This window comes from Cupriavidus sp. 10L45, assembly GCF_056395225.1.
On the sequence record NZ_JBFTJC010000001.1, the window covers coordinates 525,135 to 541,110 of the forward strand.

Consider the following 15,976-nt stretch of genomic DNA (forward strand, 5'->3'; position numbering starts at 1 on the left):
AGCACCGTCTATGATGAAAGCGCCGGTGCTCACGCCGGCGGGAGTCGTGCTCCCAAATCGTGCTCCCACCTACGGGCCGGGATAACCGCCATCCCCCGGTCCCTCCAGGTTGGCTTCCAAGAATAGCCGCGACTGCGCCATAAGAGAGGGAGTTCCTATGCCGGATCGGCAGATGCCGGGCCTCGCATCCATGGGTGAGGGGGCCCGTGCCGCCGCAGGCGCCATGCATGACACGGCGCCCCTTGCTCCGCGCGCGAGTGCCTGGCTCGCCGCGCTGGATGACGTCGCCATCTTCGACCTCACGCCCGAGGGCTGCGTGCGCACGTGGTCCGAGGCCGCCGAACGTGCCTTGCTCTACACCGCCGACGAGGTGACCGGCTGCCAGCTCGCCCGCTTCCACACCCCCGAATCGATCCAGTCCGGCGAGCCCGCGCGCCTGCTGGACACCGCCCGCACGCTGGGCCGGGCCGAGGAACGCGGCTGGCGCGTGCGCCGCGACGGCACCGCGTTCTACGCCGCCGTGGTGATCCAGGCCATCAATGACGCCGATGGCGCCCCGGACGGCTTCGCGGTGGTCTATCGCGACATCACCATCCGCTACGCCGCCGAGGAACGCGCCCGGGAGGTGGAGGCGCGCCACCAGCAACTGCTCGACACGCTGCACGAGCAGGCAGTCTGCGAACTCGGGTTCGATGGCGAGATCCGCGTCTGGAATGCTGGCGCGACGGCGCTGTTCGGCTACAGCCCGGAGGCGGCGGTGGGCCGGCCGGTCTCGCTGCTGTATTCCCGCCAGGACGTGGCCAGCGGCCATGACCTCGCCACGCTGGGCGAGGTGCGCACCAACGGCCAGTGGACCGGCGAGGCGCGCCTGCAGCGGCAGGACGGCATGCTGGTGCGCTGCCATATCCGGCAGGCGCTGCTGCGCGACGCCGGCGGCTGCCCGGTCGGCATCCTGTGGACCGCGCGCGATATGTCTGACATGGCCCGGCTCGAGGAACTGGAGGGCGCCGGCCGGCGCGTGCAGGCCTTCCTCGCCATCCTGGCCCACGAGCTGCGCAATCCGCTGGCGCCCATCCGCAACGCCGTGGACGTGATCCGCCTGACGCCCTCGACGGACACGCGCATCCGCCACTGCGCCGAAATCATCGGCCGCCAGCTGCAACTGCTGACGCGGCTGGTCGCCGATTTGATGGACGTGGGCCGCGTCACCACGGGCAAGCTCAAGGTGCAGCCGGTGCCGACGATGGTCAACGACATCGTCACGTCGGCCGTGGAGGCCATCCGGCCCGCGCTGGACGCGGCGGGGCAGAGCCTCTCGCTCACGCTGCCCGCCGGCCCGGTCTTCGTCAATGCCGACGCCGGGCGGCTGGGGCAGGTGCTCTCGAACCTGCTGAGCAACGCCACCAAGTACACGCCGCGTGGCGGCGCCGTCTCGATCCACATGACCACCGAGGGTGGCAACGTGATCACGGCGATTGGCGACTCGGGCAAGGGCATCGCGCCGGAGGCGCTCGACCGCATCTTCAACCTGTTCGCGCAGGAGGGCGACGATGGCGAGCGCGGCGGGCTCGGCATCGGCCTGGCGCTGGCGCGCGCCGTGGTGGAAGCGCATGGCGGCGCCATCCAGGCCAGCAGCGGCGGGCCGGGGCGCGGCAGCACCTTCACCGTGATCCTGCCGGAGGTGGAAATGGACGGCGCCACCGTGCCGCGCGCAACCGCCACCGATTGCACCGGGCTGCGCATCCTGATCGTGGATGACAGCGCCGACTCCGCCGACAGCATGGCCGAACTGCTGACCGTGCTCGGCCACGACGCCCGGCCGGCCTACAGCGGCATGCAGGCGCTGGAACTGGTGCGCGACTTCGCCCCGGACGTGGTGCTGCTCGACCTGGAGATGCCGGACATGAACGGCTTCGAGGTGCTGGCGGTGCTGCGGCCCGATCCGGCCAACACCGCCAATGCCGATGGCACCGGCCCGCGCATCTTCGCCCTGACCGGGCACGGCACGTCGGACGACCGCAAGCGCACGCTGGCGGCCGGCTTCGATGAGCACCTCGTCAAGCCGCTGTCGATCGAGACACTGTGCCGGGCGCTGGCGGGGGATGGGGCGGGGTGAGCGTGGTGGGTGGCTTGATGCGCCGCCCCTCTCCCCCGGCCCCTCTCCCAGGGGGAGAGGGGAGACCACCGAGGGTTTTCTCCCCTCTCCGAGGGCGATAGGGGAGACCGCCGAGGGTTTTCTCCCCTCTCCGAGGGGGAGAGGGGAGACCACCGAGGGTTTTCTCCCCTCTCCGAGGGCGATAGGGGAGACCRCCGAGGGTTTTCTCCCCTCTCCGAGGGCGATAGGGGAGACCRCCGAGGGTTTTCTCCCCTCTCCCTCCGGGAGAGGGGCGGGGGAGAGGGACGGCGCCCCCCTACCGACCACGCCCATCTCAACCATCCCCCCGCACCGCCGCCACGCGCACGCGCACGTCCGCATGATCGAAGAGCTCGCGCACATCGGCGTCGAGCCGGCGCTGCCAGTTGGGGTGCCCGGTCACCGTGCCGGGCAGGTTGGGCTGCTCGGCGGCGCCCAGCAGGTCTTCCACGGGCACCAGCCGTAGCGGGGTCCGCGCGCGGGACAGCCAGCGCAGCACCGCTTCCACGGGGGCGGACGCCGCGTCGGGCTCGGCACCATCGACCACCCCGCCCGCGCACATGGCCTGCCACAGCGCCGTGCGCTCGGCGGCGCGCATCGCCATCAGGCCGGCTTCGGTCTCCCCCTCGCCCAGTTGATGCAGCCGCGCGCGCCAGGCGATGTCGTGGCCGGCCCACCAGCCGGCGATGGTCGGCAGGTCGTGCGTGGTGGTGGTGGCTACCGCCTGCGCGGGCCATTGCTCGGGCGGCAGGAACGGGGCGGGGGTGTCGGTGTCTTCGGCAGCATCCTCGTCCGCCGGCTGGCGTTCGAACCACAGCACGTCGATGCCCATCACGCCGCGCGCGGCCAGTGCCGTGTTGAGCGTCTCCGGCACCGTGCCGAGGTTCTCGCCGATGATGATGGCCCGCTGCCGCCACGACTCGATCGCCACCAGCCGCAACAGGTCGTCCAGCGGATAGGTCAGGTAGGCGCCCGCCGTGGCCGGCGCGCCGGCCGGCACCAGCCACATCCGCGCCAGCCCCAGCACGTGGTCGATGCGCAGCCCGCCGGCATGGGCGAGGTTGGCGCGCAGCATCTCGATAAAGGCGGCGTAGCCGTTGCGGCGCAGCCCGCGCGGCGAGAACACCGCCACGCCCCAGTCCTGCCCGAGCGGGTTGTAGACGTCTGGCGGCGCGCCGGCGTGGAAGCCGTTGAGGATCTCGGTCTGGCGCATCCACGCGTGGCTGCCGCCGGGATCGGTGCCCACGGCGAGGTCGGCGATCAGTCCTACGGCCATGCCGGCGGCGCGCGCGCGGTGCTGCGCGGTGTCCAGCCCGTGCGCGGCCAGCCATTGCAGGAAGGCGTGATAGCCGATCTCCTGCGGAAACTGGGTCTCGAAGGCGGCCACCGCCGAACTGTCCGGCGAGCGCAGGGTGACCGGCCATTGGCGCCAGTCGGATGCCGCTTGTCGCCGCGCGTCGTCCCCGTCATTGCTCGCCTGCGCCAGCAGGCTGGCCTGGATGGCCTCGAAGCAGGCGTGGGCCAGCAGCCCGCTGCCGCCGCGCGCGCGGAAGGTGGCGAAGGCCTGTTGGGCGTCCGTGCTGAGCAGGGTGTCATGGCGGTCCCACAGCCAGCGCAGCAGCGCATGGCGTGCCACGGACAGCGTGGGCCAGTCGATTTCGTCGCGCGCCTCGGCGGCGGCCAGCCGGTGGCCGATGTTCAACGCCGCGATGCCCTGATCGACCGCGTCCTGCCCGAACACGGCGGCGGGGTCGGCGTAGAGCGCGTTGTGGAAGATCCGGCTCGACGGCGCGTAGGGGCTGTAGCGCGCCGGCAGCGCTGCAAAGCCGGCGTGGAGCGGGTTGATGGCGACGGCGTCGGCGCCTTCGCGCGCGGCCGCCTCGCAGGTCAGGGCCAGCGTGGTGAGATCGCCCAGCCCGGTGGGCGCCCCCCGGCGCAGGCCGTAGAGCTGCACGGAGAGCCCCCACGGCTTGCTCGCATGTACCGCGCGCGGGTTGGCGGATGGGTTGGCAGACAGTGCATCGGCCACGCCGTAGCAGCGCGGTGGCGCCACGGCCAGCGTGGTGGCCAGATCGCCCAGCAGCAGGCGGTGGTAGCCCCAGTCCGTTACCGGCGGGATCTCCATCAACCCGTCCGCATTGCGCTGGGCGATGCCCTCGATCACGCGGCCATCCTCCAGTTCGAGCCGATAGGGGCGCTGCGCCAGCGTGTGCGCCCACCGCACGGTCACGGGCTGGCTCTGATCAGCCGTGAGCAGCGGCGGCAGCGGGTGGGATGCGTCGTCGGCGGCGAGCCGCGCGAGCGAGGATTCACAGGCGCCGGGCGTGTCGCAGGGCAGGTCGAGCGCGGCCAGCACCGCGTGCAGGGCGTCCTCGGTAAGGGCCTGGGGCCGGCCCCAGGCATCGCGCCACTGGGTCTGCAGGCCGGCGCGTTCGGCCAGTCGCTGCAGGGCGTCGGTGTCGTGGCTCATCGCGGGGGTTCCTCTTTGCGGACGTCTTCATTGCGAACCCTTGGCACGCTGGCCAGCAGTAGCGCCACGCTGTGGGCCACCACGGTGTAGCCGGGCTGGCCGTCGTCGCCGTTCGCAAGCGGGCTTTCGCCGGCATCCGGCGCGGCGCTGTCGAACAGCACGCGCCAGTCCTCGCCTGGGGCCGGCGCGCGGAAGGTGACGTCGTCGTTGCCGGCGTTCAGGCACAGCAGCATCACCGCCACCTCGTCCTCGCCGTTGCCGGGCGTGGCGCGGCGCAGCGCCAGTGTGCGATCTTCGCCATTGGCCCACTGCTCGGGCGACAGCTCGTTGCCATCGGCCCCGAACCATGCGATGTCCGGCACGCCGGGCGCCGGGCGCGAGCGGCCGTGCACGAAGCGGTTCTCGGTCAGCATCGGTACCTGTCGGCGCAGCGCCAGCAACTGGCTCACGCAGGCCATCATCGGCGCGTTGGCGGGGTTGGCGGCGTCCTCCCAGTTCAGCCACGAGAGCGGGCTGTCCTGGCAGTAGGCGTTGTTGTTGCCCTGCTGGCTGCGGCCCCATTCGTCGCCGGCGGTGAGCATCGGCGTGCCCTGGGAGAGCAGCAGCGTGGCCATCATCGCCCGGGCCACGCGGCCACGGGTTTCGAGGATCTGCTCGTCGTCGGTGGGGCCTTCCACGCTGCCGTCCGGGCTCCAGTTGGCGCTGGCGTTGTCGTCGTTGCCGTCGCGGTTGTCCTCGCCGTTGGCCTCGTTGTGCTTGCTGCTGTAGCTGACGAGGTCGGCCAGCGTGAAGCCATCGTGCGCGGTGATGAAGTTGACGCTGGCCCACGGCTTGCGGTGGCGGCGGTCGAACAGGTCCGCCGAGCCGGTGAGCCGCGCGGCCAGTTCGCCGCGCTGGCCGGCATCGCCACGCCAGAAGCGGCGCACGTTGTCGCGGAACTTGTCGTTCCATTCGGCAAAGCCGGGCGGATGGTTGCCTACCTGATAGCCGCCGGGGCCGAGGTCCCACGGCTCCGAGATCAGCTTCACGCGCGACAGCACCGGGTCCTGGAGGAGGGCGTCGAAGAAGCCCGCGCCGGGGTCGAAGCCGGTGGCCTCGCGGCCCAGCGTGCTGCCGAGGTCGAAGCGGAAGCCATCCACGTGGAAGGCCTCCACCCAGTAGCGCAGCGAGTCCATCACCATCTGCAGCACGCGCGGGTGCGACAGGTTCAGCGTATTGCCGCAGCCGGTGTCGTTGATGTAGTGGCGCTCGTCGCCCGGAATCAGCCGGTAGTAGCTGGCGTTGTCCAGCCCGCGCCAGGACATGGTCGGCCCCAGCTCGTTGCCTTCGCAGGTGTGGTTGTAGACCACGTCGAGAATGACCTCGATGCCGGCCGCGTGGAGCCGGCGGATGGCCACCTTGGCCTCGTGCAGCTCGTTGGCGGACAGGTAGAGCGGCTCCGGCGCGAAGAACGCCAGCGTGTTGTAGCCCCAGTAGTTGCGCAGGCCGCGCTCCACGAGGAAGCGGTCCTGCAGGAAGGCGTGGATCGGCAGCAGCTCCACCGCCGTCACGCCGAGCCGGTGCAGGTGATCGACGAAACGCGGATCGGCCAGCGCGGCGAAGGTGCCGCGATGGTGCGGCAGCAGGTCTTCGCGCTGCATGGAGGCGCCGCGCACGTGCACCTCGTAGATCGAGGTTTCCGGCCACGGGCGGTCCAGCCGGCGGTCTTCGCCCCAGTGGAAGCTTTCGTCGACGACCACGGCCTTCGGCATCATCGGCGCGCTGTCGCGGCGGTCGGGCGTGAGGTCCGCGCGCGGGCTGTTGAGCCGGTAGCCGAACAGCGCGTCCGACCAGCGCGCCGGGCCGTTCAGCAGCCGCGCGTAGGGGTCCAGCAGCAGCTTGTGGGGGTTGAAGCGGTGGCCCCGGGTCGGCTCGTAGGGGCCGTAGGCGCGGTAGCCGTACAGCGCGCCGGGCTGGGCCAGCGGCAGGTAGCCGTGCCAGACCTCGTCGGTGCATTCGGGCAGCGGCAGGCGGTGGATCTCCCTGCGGCCGTTGGCGGAGAACAGGCACAGCTCGATGCGCGTGGCATTGGCGGAGAAGACTGCGAAGTTGACGCCCAGGCCGTCCCAATGCGCGCCAAGGGGGTAGGGCTTGCCGGGCAGCAGACGGTCGATCGTGGCAATCGCCATGTGCATGGCTCCTTTCTTCTGGTTATTCTGGGTGGCTCGTGATGACAGCTTTCAGAGGGTGTCAGCGGGGTGTCAACGGGGCGGGCGGTAGCGCAGGACCAGCGTAGCCAGCGGCGGCAGGGTCAGCGTGACCGAGGCCGGCTGGCCGTGGGACGCCGCGTGGGACGCCTCCACCCGGCCGCCATTACCGAGGTTGCTGCCGCCGTAGTAGCCGGCATCGGTATTCAGGCATTCCTCCCAGTCGCCCGCGAACGGCACGCCGAGGCGGTAGCCCTCGCGCGGCACCGGGGTCATGTTGACGACCACCAGCGCCACCTCCTGGCTGTCTGGCGCGGCGCGGCGCAGGTAGGCGAAGACGCTGTTCTGGTGATCGTCGCCGACAATCCACTGGAAGCCTTCGGGCCGGTGATCCATGGCGTGGAGGGCCGGCAGCTCGCGGTACAGCCGGTTCAGGTCGCGCACCAGCGAGTGCACGCCACGGTGTAGCGGCTGGTCCAGCAGCGGCCAGTCGAGTTCCTCGTCGTGGTTCCACTCGCGCCATTGGGCGAATTCGCCGCCCATGAACAGCAGCTTCTTGCCGGGATGCGTCCACATGAAGCCGTAGTAGGCGCGCAGGTTGGCAAAGCGCTGCCAGTCGTCCCCGGGCGCCTTGCCGATCATCGACCCCTTGCCGTGTACCACTTCATCGTGCGAAAGCGGCAGCACGAAGGCTTCCGACCATGCGTAGACCAGCCCGAAGGTCAGCTCGTTGTGATGCCAGGGGCGGTGGATCGGGTTCTGGCTCAGGTAGCGCAGCGAGTCGTGCATCCAGCCCATATTCCACTTGAAGTCGAAGCCGAGCCCGCCGGACGCCACGCTGGCCGTCACGCCGGGCCACGCCGTGGATTCCTCGGCGATGGTCAGCGCGCCGGGGCAGCGCTCGTGGACGATGGTGTTCAGGTCGCGCAGGAAGGCCACGGCCTCCAGGTTCTCGCGCCCGCCGAAGCGGTTGGGCACCCACTGGCCCGGCTCGCGGCTGTAGTCGCGGTAGAGCATGGACGCCACGGCGTCCACGCGCAGCGCATCGGCATGGAACTGTTCGAGCCAGTGCACCGCCCCCGCCAGCAGGAAGCCGCGCACCTCGTTGCGGCCGAGGTTGTAGATCAGCGTGTTCCAGTCCTGATGGAAGCCCTCGCGCGGGTCCTGGTGCTCATAGAGCGCCGTGCCGTCGAACTCGGCCAGCCCGTGCGGGTCGGTGGGGAAGTGCGCGGGCACCCAGTCGAGGATCACGCCGATGTCGGCCTGATGGCAGCGATCGACGAAGGCGGCGAACTGGTCCGGCGGGCCGAGTCGCGAGGTGGGCGCGAACAGCGACAGCGGCTGGTAGCCCCAGGAGCCGCCGAACGGGTGTTCGGTGATCGGCAGCAGCTCGATATGCGTGAAGCCAAGGTCGCGGATATAGGGCACCAGCCGGTCGGCCAGGATTTCCCAGCCGTGCGCGGTGTCGTTGGCGGCGCGCTGCCAGGACATCGCGTGGAGTTCGTAGACGGACATCGGCGTGGCATACGGATCGGCGCTGGCGCGCTTCTCCATCCACGCCTGGTCGTTCCACTGGAATGGCGGGGCGCCGTGGCCGCGGCAGGCCACCACGGACGCCGTGGCGGGCGGCGGCTCGGTGGCCAGCGCCACCGGGTCGGCCTTGTCCGGCAGGGCGTGGCCCTGCGCGCCGATGATGTCGTACTTGTAGCGGCTGCCGCCGTGGGCGCCGAGCGCCTCCGGGATGAACACTTCCCAGATGCCGGCGCCGTGGCGCAGGCGCATGGGGTGGCGCACCGGGTTCCAGCCGTTGAAGTCGGCGATGACCGATACGCGCTGGGCGTTGGGCGCCCACACCGCGAAGCGCACGCCGGCTTCGCCATCGACGGTCAGGCATTGCGCGCCGAGGCACTGGCCGAGTTCGAGGTGGCGGCCTTCGTTGAGCAGGTGCAGATCCAGATCGCCCAGCAGCAGGCCGAAGGCGTAGGGGTCGGCGCTGCATTGCTCGTTGCCGTCCGGCCAGCGGATCAGCAGGCGGTAGTCGCCCGGTTGTGGCGCCTCCGTGCCGGGCAGGCGGCCGGCGAACACGCCGCCGGGGTGCAGCGCGGTCATCGGCGCGATAGGTTTGCCCGCCCGGTCGGCCAGCGAGACCGATTCGGCGCCCGGCGCGATGGCGCGCACCACCACGCCGTGGTCGTCCCGGTGGGGGCCGAGCACGCCGAACGGGTCGGCCAGCCGGCCCTGCAGCAGCGCGTCGATCACGGCATCGGGCAGCGTTGGGGTGCGTTCCATCGTGGCGCTATTAGTTCGTGCCATCGTTGGCTCCCAGCAGCTTGCGGACGAGCCGGGCCAGCCCGCTCGTGGGCAGGTCGATCCATGCCACGCGGTTGGCGGCCTCATAGCCCACTTCATAGGCGGCGCGCTCAAGCAGGAACAGGTCGAGCAATTGCGCCATCTGTCCCGGCTCGGCCCATTGCTGCGGCGCGGCCTGCATCGACTGCTGGTAGCAGTTCAGGAAGGCCTGGCTGGCGGCGCTGCGGAAGCGCTCCAGCAGCGCGGCGCGGCGCTCCGCCAGCGCGGGCGGCAGCGTGGCGTGGGTGCGCTCCTGCCGGTCCGTGCCGACCGTGGCCGCCGCATAGTCGAGCGAGCGCAGCAGCCCCGCCACATCGCGCAGCGGCGAGGTCTTGCGCCGGCGGAAGGCCAGCGGCTGGCGCGGTTCGCCTTCGAAATCGACGATATAGGTGTCGCTCTGGGCGATCAGCACCTGCCCGAAGTGGAAATCGCCGTGGATGCGGGTCTGGAGGCTGCCCGGGGCGGCCTGCGCCAGGCGTGCCACCAGCTTGGGCAGCTTGCCGCGCGCGGCGACCAGCGTCTCGATATCGGTGGCGAAGGCGCCGGTGGCGTTCTGGCGGCGGGCTTCAAGCAGATCGAGCGCCTCGTTGAGGGACTTCAGCGCTTCCTCGGCCCATTCGCCGGCCTGCGCCTCGGTGGCGGGTTCGGGCGAGAAGGCGGCCTCGTCGCTGGGCCGGGCCAGCACCGCGTGCAACTCGGCCAGACGGCGGCCCAGCGTGCCGACCATGGTCGAATAGCCGGCCATGGCTTCGACGAACTCGCCGTCGGCGTCTTCGGACGGCATGGCGTCGTCGATCAGGCGGCTCAGGTAGTCGAGCGTCCAGTCCCAGCCATCGCCCTGATTGAGGATGTAGCCCTGCAGCAGCATCAGCGTGTGCGGCGTGCCATCGGCGCCGGTGCGCACCACCTCGCCCAGCAGCGGCGCGGAGTGTGCGTAGCCTTGGCTGGTCAGGTAGCGCGTCATCTCGGCTTCCGGATGGATGCCGCCCGCCACCCGGCGCACCAGCTTGAGCACGCCGTTGTTGCCGTAAGCGAGCGAGCTGTTGGACTGTTCGGCGGACATCCACTGCACGGGCTGGTCTTCCAGCGTCACCCCGGCCAGCCCTGGCTCGGGCAGGAAGCGGATCACGCCGTGCGTGGTCGGTGCCTCGGTGCCGTCGCGCATGGCCTTGACCACGGCGCGGGCGTAGGCCTCCACCACGAAGCCATCGGTGGCCACGCCCACGCGGCTGCCCCGGCGCACGCGCGCCATGGACAGGCCGTGCATCAGTTGCGGCATGCCTTCGGTGTTCTCGCGGTCCCACAGCAGCGCCACCGGTAGCTGGTAGCACTCGGTGCGGCCCGGCAGGGCCACCTCGACCTCGCAATGGAAGACCTCCTCGTTATTGCCGACGCGGGCGATCGGCCATGCGTAGGTCACGGTCACGCGCTCGATGCGGTCCGCCTTGGAGGCGAACCAGCGCCGGCGGGCGAGGTAGATCGGCAGGACTTCGGTGGTCAGCGCGCGGCGGGCGGACTCGGTCAGTTCCGAGCGTCCGGCGTTGTTCTGGAGTACCAGGGTGATTTGATCGGCCATTTGCTCGGGGGCGTCCACGTGCCAGGAAGGCGGCTGGGCGTCCTCGCTCAACACAAACCAGTAGAAACCATACGGCGGCAGCGTGAGCAGGTAGGTCAGCTGGCCGATGGCCGGGAAGGGCGTGGCGCCAAGCATCTCCACCGGCACGCGGCCCTGGAACTGCGAGAGGTCCAGCTCCACGGCCTGCGGCGCGCGGGACAGGTTGGCCACGCACAGGATGTGCTCGCCATCGAACTCGCGCAGATAGGCCAGCACCTTGCGGTTGCCGGGGAACAGGAAGCGCAGCGTGCCGCGCCCGAAGGCGTGATGCTGCCGGCGCAGGGCCAGCATGCGGCGCATCCAGTTCAGCAGCGAGTGCGGGTCGCGGTTCTGGGCTTCGACGTTGACGGCCTCGTAGCCGTACAGCGGCCCCTGCAGCGGCGGCAGCACCAGCCGCTCGGGGTCGGCGTGGGAGAAGCCGCCATTGCGGTCCGGCGACCACTGCATCGGCGTGCGCACGCCATCGCGGTCGCCGAGGTGGATGTTGTCGCCCATGCCGATCTCGTCGCCGTAGTAGATCACCGGCGTGCCGGGCATCGAGAACAGCAGGCTGTTCATCAGCTCGATGCGGCGGCGGTCGCGCTCCATCAGCGGCGCCAGCCGGCGGCGGATGCCGAGGTTGATGCGCGCGCGGCGGTCGGAGGCGTAGACCTCCCACAGGTAGTCCCGCTCGCTGCTGGTGACCATCTCCAGCGTCAGTTCGTCGTGGTTGCGCAGGAAGATCGCCCACTGGCAGTTCGGCGGCACCTCAGGGGTCTGCCGCATGATGTCGGTGATCGGGAAGCGGTCTTCCCGGGCGATGGCCATGTACATGCGCGGCATCAGCGGGAAGTGGAAGGCCATGTGGCATTCGTCGCCGACCACGCCGCCGTCCGGGCTGGCCGCGCCGGTGGTGTCGGCCGTGCCGCCGCCGCTGGCGCCGCCAAAGTACTGCTGGGCGTCTTCCGGCCACATATTGGCCTCGGCCAGCAGCAGGCGGCCGGCGTAGCGCTCGTCCAGGTGGCTGCGGATCTTGCGGATGACCTCGTGCGTCTCGGGCAGGTTCTCGTTGGTCGTGCCTTCGCGCTCCACCAGATAGGGCACGGCGTCCAGCCGCAGGCCGTCGATGCCGATGTCGAGCCAGAACCGCATCACGCTCAGCACCTCGTTGAGCACCTGCGGGTTGTCGAAGTTCAGGTCCGGCTGGTGCGAGTAGAAGCGGTGCCAGAAGTAGGCGCCGGCCTCGGCGTCCCAGCTCCAGTTCGACTTCTCGGTGTCGCAGAAGATGATGCGCGTGCCGGCGTAGGACTGGTCGTTATCGGACCACACGTAGTAGTTGCGGGCGGCCGAGCCGGGCTTGGCCTTGCGCGCGCGCTGGAACCACGGGTGCTGGTCGGACGTGTGGTTGATCACCAGTTCGGTGATCACGCGCAGCCCGCGCGCGTGGGCTGCCGCCACGAAACGGCGGGCCTCGGTCAGCGTGCCGTAGTCGGGGTGCACGCTGCGGTAGTCGGCAATGTCGTAGCCATCGTCACGGCGCGGCGAGGGGTAGAACGGCAGCAGCCAGATGGTGTCCACGCCGAGGTTGACCAGATAGTCGAGCTTGGCCAGCAGGCCCGCGAAGTCGCCGACGCCATCGCCATTGGCGTCATAGAACGACTTGATGTGCAGTTGATAGATGACCGCGTCCTTGTACCAGAGCGGGTCGGCGTTGAGCAGGGCGGCGCTGACGCGGTCGGATGCGCGCTTCATGCCGTATCTCCGGTTTGTTGTTGGGGCCGGACGTGCCAGAGGGCGAACGGCAGTTCATGCGGATTGAGGCGGATGCGCTGGGCCTTGCCGGTCCAGGTGAAGCGGCGACCGGACATCAGCTCTTCGGCCTGCAGGGCGCCGTGGTCGGGCAGGCCCCACTCCCACAGCGGCAGTTCGATCGTGGATTCGCGCGGCGCGCGCGGGTCCAGGCTGATGGCGGCCAGCAGCACGTCGCTGCCGAAGGTGGGGCCGCTGCTGGTTCCTCCTGCAGGGCCCCCGGGCTCGGCCGGGACGTAGCGGGCGAAGTACAGCACCGCGTCGTCGCTGGCGTGGTAGAAGCGCACGCCCAGATGATCCTGCAGGGCCGGATGGCTGGCGCGGATCTGGTTCAGCCGCGAGATCTCGGCCACGATGTTGCCGGGCTGGTTCCAGTCGCGCACGCGGATCTGGTATTTCTCGGAGTCGAGGTATTCCTCGCGTTCCACGCCGTTCAGCACCAGCGGCGCGCCCTCGCAGACCTCGAAGCCGTTGTACATGCCCCAGAGCCCGGAGAGCAGCGCCGCCAGCGCCGCGCGGATCAGGAACGCCGGGCGTCCGCCGTCGTGCAGGTAGAACGGGTTGATGTCCGGCGTATTGACGAAGAAGTGCGGACGGTAGAACTCGCGCAGCGGGCTCTGCGTCAGCTCGGTCATGTACTCGGTCAGCTCGGCCTTGGTGTTGCGCCAGGTGAAGTAGGTGTACGACTGCGAGAACCCGAGCTTGGCCAGCCGCGCCATCATCTTGGGCCGCGTGAAGGCTTCGGCCAGGAACAGCGTGTCCGGGTGCTTGGCGCGCACGTCGGCAATCATCCACTCCCAGAACGGCAGCGGCTTGGTGTGCGGGTTATCCACCCGGAAGATGCGCACGCCCTGGTCGGCCCAGAACATCACCACGTCGCGCAGCGCCTGCCAGAGATGCTCGCCGCCGGGCGGGGCCGCGTAGAAATCGACGTTGACGATGTCCTCGTACTTCTTGGGCGGATTCTCGGCGTAGCGCAGCGAGCCGTCCGGACGGTGCGAGAACCACTCGGGGTGCTCGCGCAGCCACGGGTGGTCCGGCGAGCACTGGATGGCGAAGTCGAGCGCGAGTTCCAGGCCGTGGTCGGCGGCGGCGCGGCGCAGGCGCTGGAAGTCCTCGAACGTGCCGAGCTGCGGGTGGAGGGCATCGTGGCCGCCTTCGGTACTGCCGATGGCGTACGGGCTGCCCACATCGCCCGGCTCGGCCTTGAGGCTGTTGTTGCGGCCCTTGCGGTGCGCCTGGCCGATGGGGTGGATCGGCGGAAAGTAGAGCACGTCGAAGCCCATCGCACGGATGGCCGGCAGCCGGCGGATCACATCGTCGAAGTTGCCGTGGCGATTTTCATCGCCGCTTTCCGAGCGCGGGAACAACTCGTACCAGCTCGCGAAGCGGGCGGCGAGGCGGTCTGCCTCTACCGGCATCGCCGTGGGGTAGCGGCTGACGAACGGGCGCCCGGCGGGGGTGTCCATGGCGGCGTGCATGGCGGTTTCGGTGCGCGGGGAGAGCAGGATTTCGAGCCGCAGGGCGTCGTCCCCGGCGGCGGCCTTCAGTTCGGCCAGCAGGGCGCCGGCATCGGGGATGGCGCTGCCCTCGGGGGTGTCCAGCGTGGCGGCCACCAGCCGGGCGCCTTCCTCGATCTCCAGCGTCACGTCCACGCCGGCCTTGCGTTTCTTGCCGATCTCGTCGAGCCAGCTCGCGAAGGTATCGCGCCATGCTTCCACCGTGAACTCGTGGCGGCCCAGCGCCACGATCGGGAAGCTGCCGCGCCAGCGGTCGTTGATGACGGGGGTCATCGGCGAGGCACGCCAGACCTGCTCGCCCGGCGCGCGCCACAGCACGGCGGCGGCGAGCTTGTCGTGGCCGTCCATCCAGATATCGGCGGTGACCTCCACGCGCTCGCCCACCGTGCGGCGCACGGCGAAGCGGCCGTGGTCGGCGGAGGGCGCCAGGTTCTCGATGGCCACGCGCGGCGCCTGCATGGCGGTGGCCAGATCGCGGTCGATGGCTTTGCGGTGATTGCCATTGCCATTGCCGCTGCCATTGCGGCGCGCGCGGGGCTGCGCGCTGACCGGCAGCGCTTCATACAGGCGGATATCGGCCGGTGCCAGCGTGATCGTCGCGCTGGGATCGAGCTGGTGGGCGGCGTCCAGCGTGCCGCCGGGGCCGCCATCGGCCGATTGCAACGTGGCGGCGGCCTGCGGCAGCGCGCTCAGCACGCGGTCCGCGCCGAACGAGGCGGGCTCGATCGGGCAGGGGTTCAGCACCACGATCAGCGCAGCGGGGCCGGTGGCGCCGTTCGAACCATTGGCGAGGTGGCGCGGCAGGCGGGCCAGCACGGTGAGCGGCGCGTCCGGGCCGCTCACCTGCCGGACCGCGACGGCCGGCGCCGGGTCACGCGCGGCCAGCCAGGCGTTGCACTGGATCAGCTCGTGGGTGAGGTCGTAGGGGGCATCGACGATGTCATCGGGATGGCCATCGGACTGCGCCTCGGGGGCGGTATCAAGGGGCGCGCTGCCATGGGCGCCGGTCTCGAAGCCGGCCGGCACCATCAGCCCGTCGCCGATGGCGGCGGCGGTCCACAGCGCGCGGCGGGCGGCCAGCACGTCGGTGCCGTCGGGCGCCAGCGAGGGCGCGGCCAGCACGCGGCCGAAGTCGCGCAGGCGCGCCATCTCCTCGGTCAGCCACGCGCTGCGGTAGTCCCACCACGGGAGCGAGCAGAACGCGCCGTCGAACGGCGCGGTGGCAAGGTCGGCCAGTTGTTGCGGGTTGGTACCGGGGGTGAAGGCCAGGAACACGGGATCTTCGCCGCCGTTCTCAGTACTGTCAGTACTGCTCCGCCCGGCGGTCTCGATGATCTCCGCCCAGTGCCGGCCCGGCACGCGCGACGGGGCGCGGCAACAGAAGCCGGCGGCGCCGGCATCGATCGCTTCGCGGATCTGGGCGCTCCACCAGGCCACCAGCGCGGGGGCGAGCCCCTCGTCGTACCAGCGCAGCCGCACGCCGGGCAGGTGGCTGTCCGTGGCATCCGGGCTGCCGCCGGGGCGGGCATGGTCGACCCAGCCATCGTGCATGCCTGCCGCCTCGGCCGGAAAGCGGTCGAGGGCGAGATCGAGCAGGGGAAGCAGCCCATGTGACCGGCACGCCGCAAAGGTCGCTGCCAGGATGTTGGGGCGGATATGGGGAATGGCCCAGCCGGCCAGCAATACATGGTCGAAACCGAGTGTGGCGGTGCGCGCGAGCGCTTCCGGGTCCACCGCTCGGGAATCGGTCAGGTTCAGTTGGCAGATTCGCACGTCACAGGTCCTTGGCCGTGGCGCCGCTGCGCGCCGATTCTGACCGGGCACGCGAAGGCTGTGCCAACGCGGCGGGGTCCGGGAGCGCGCGGGCCGGGAACTGCGGTGCAGCAAGGGCAGGGGCCGATGCGGTCCGGCCGC

Annotated in this window: 6 protein-coding genes; 1 reads left to right on the forward strand and 5 read right to left on the reverse strand. The window is 70.6% G+C overall.

Going from position 1 to position 15,976, the window contains the following annotated elements; genetic code table 11:
• Nucleotides 1–172 precede the first annotated feature (172 nt).
• Complete coding sequence (locus AC1DFU_RS02410; protein WP_477159665.1) at nt 173–2,116, forward strand: hybrid sensor histidine kinase/response regulator; 1,944 nt, start codon at nt 173–175, stop codon at nt 2,114–2,116.
• Between the two features lie 313 nt (nt 2,117–2,429).
• On the opposite strand, the gene malQ is transcribed toward AC1DFU_RS02410, so the two are convergent.
• The 5 genes from malQ to AC1DFU_RS02435 all read right to left on the reverse strand — a co-directional run bounded on the left by malQ (nt 2,430) and on the right by AC1DFU_RS02435 (nt 15,835).
• Nucleotides 2,430–4,604: a 4-alpha-glucanotransferase gene (gene malQ / locus AC1DFU_RS02415; RefSeq protein WP_441592558.1), complete on the reverse strand. Its 2,175-nt coding sequence runs from the start codon at nt 4,602–4,604 to the stop codon at nt 2,430–2,432.
• Complete coding sequence (gene glgX, locus AC1DFU_RS02420; RefSeq protein WP_092301400.1) at nt 4,601–6,772, reverse strand: glycogen debranching protein GlgX; 2,172 nt, start codon at nt 6,770–6,772, stop codon at nt 4,601–4,603. Before glgX ends, malQ begins: the two co-directional genes overlap by 4 nt.
• Before the next feature lie 72 nt (nt 6,773–6,844).
• Nucleotides 6,845–9,103 (reverse strand): 1,4-alpha-glucan branching protein GlgB, encoded by a 2,259-nt coding sequence (gene glgB / locus AC1DFU_RS02425; protein ID WP_441592559.1) that lies wholly within the window; start codon nt 9,101–9,103, stop codon nt 6,845–6,847.
• The gene (gene treS / locus AC1DFU_RS02430; RefSeq protein WP_441592560.1) at nt 9,090–12,485 is read right to left on the reverse strand and encodes a maltose alpha-D-glucosyltransferase; all 3,396 of its coding nucleotides are present in this window, start codon (nt 12,483–12,485) and stop codon (nt 9,090–9,092) included. The genes glgB and treS overlap by 14 nt, the downstream gene beginning before the upstream one ends.
• Complete coding sequence (locus AC1DFU_RS02435) at nt 12,482–15,835, reverse strand: alpha-1,4-glucan--maltose-1-phosphate maltosyltransferase (RefSeq protein ID WP_441592561.1); 3,354 nt, start codon at nt 15,833–15,835, stop codon at nt 12,482–12,484. The genes treS and AC1DFU_RS02435 overlap by 4 nt, the downstream gene beginning before the upstream one ends.
• Nucleotides 15,836–15,976 lie beyond the last annotated feature (141 nt).

Coding starts and splice junctions, on each gene's coding strand:
- AC1DFU_RS02410 (WP_477159665.1), top strand. CDS start 173: ATGCCGGGCCTCGCATCCATGGGTGAGGGGGCCCGTGCCGCCGCAGGC.
- malQ (WP_441592558.1), bottom strand. CDS start 4,604: ATGAGCCACGACACCGACGCCCTGCAGCGACTGGCCGAACGCGCCGGC.
- glgX (WP_092301400.1), bottom strand. CDS start 6,772: ATGGCGATTGCCACGATCGACCGTCTGCTGCCCGGCAAGCCCTACCCC.
- glgB (WP_441592559.1), bottom strand. CDS start 9,103: ATGGCACGAACTAATAGCGCCACGATGGAACGCACCCCAACGCTGCCC.
- treS (WP_441592560.1), bottom strand. CDS start 12,485: ATGAAGCGCGCATCCGACCGCGTCAGCGCCGCCCTGCTCAACGCCGAC.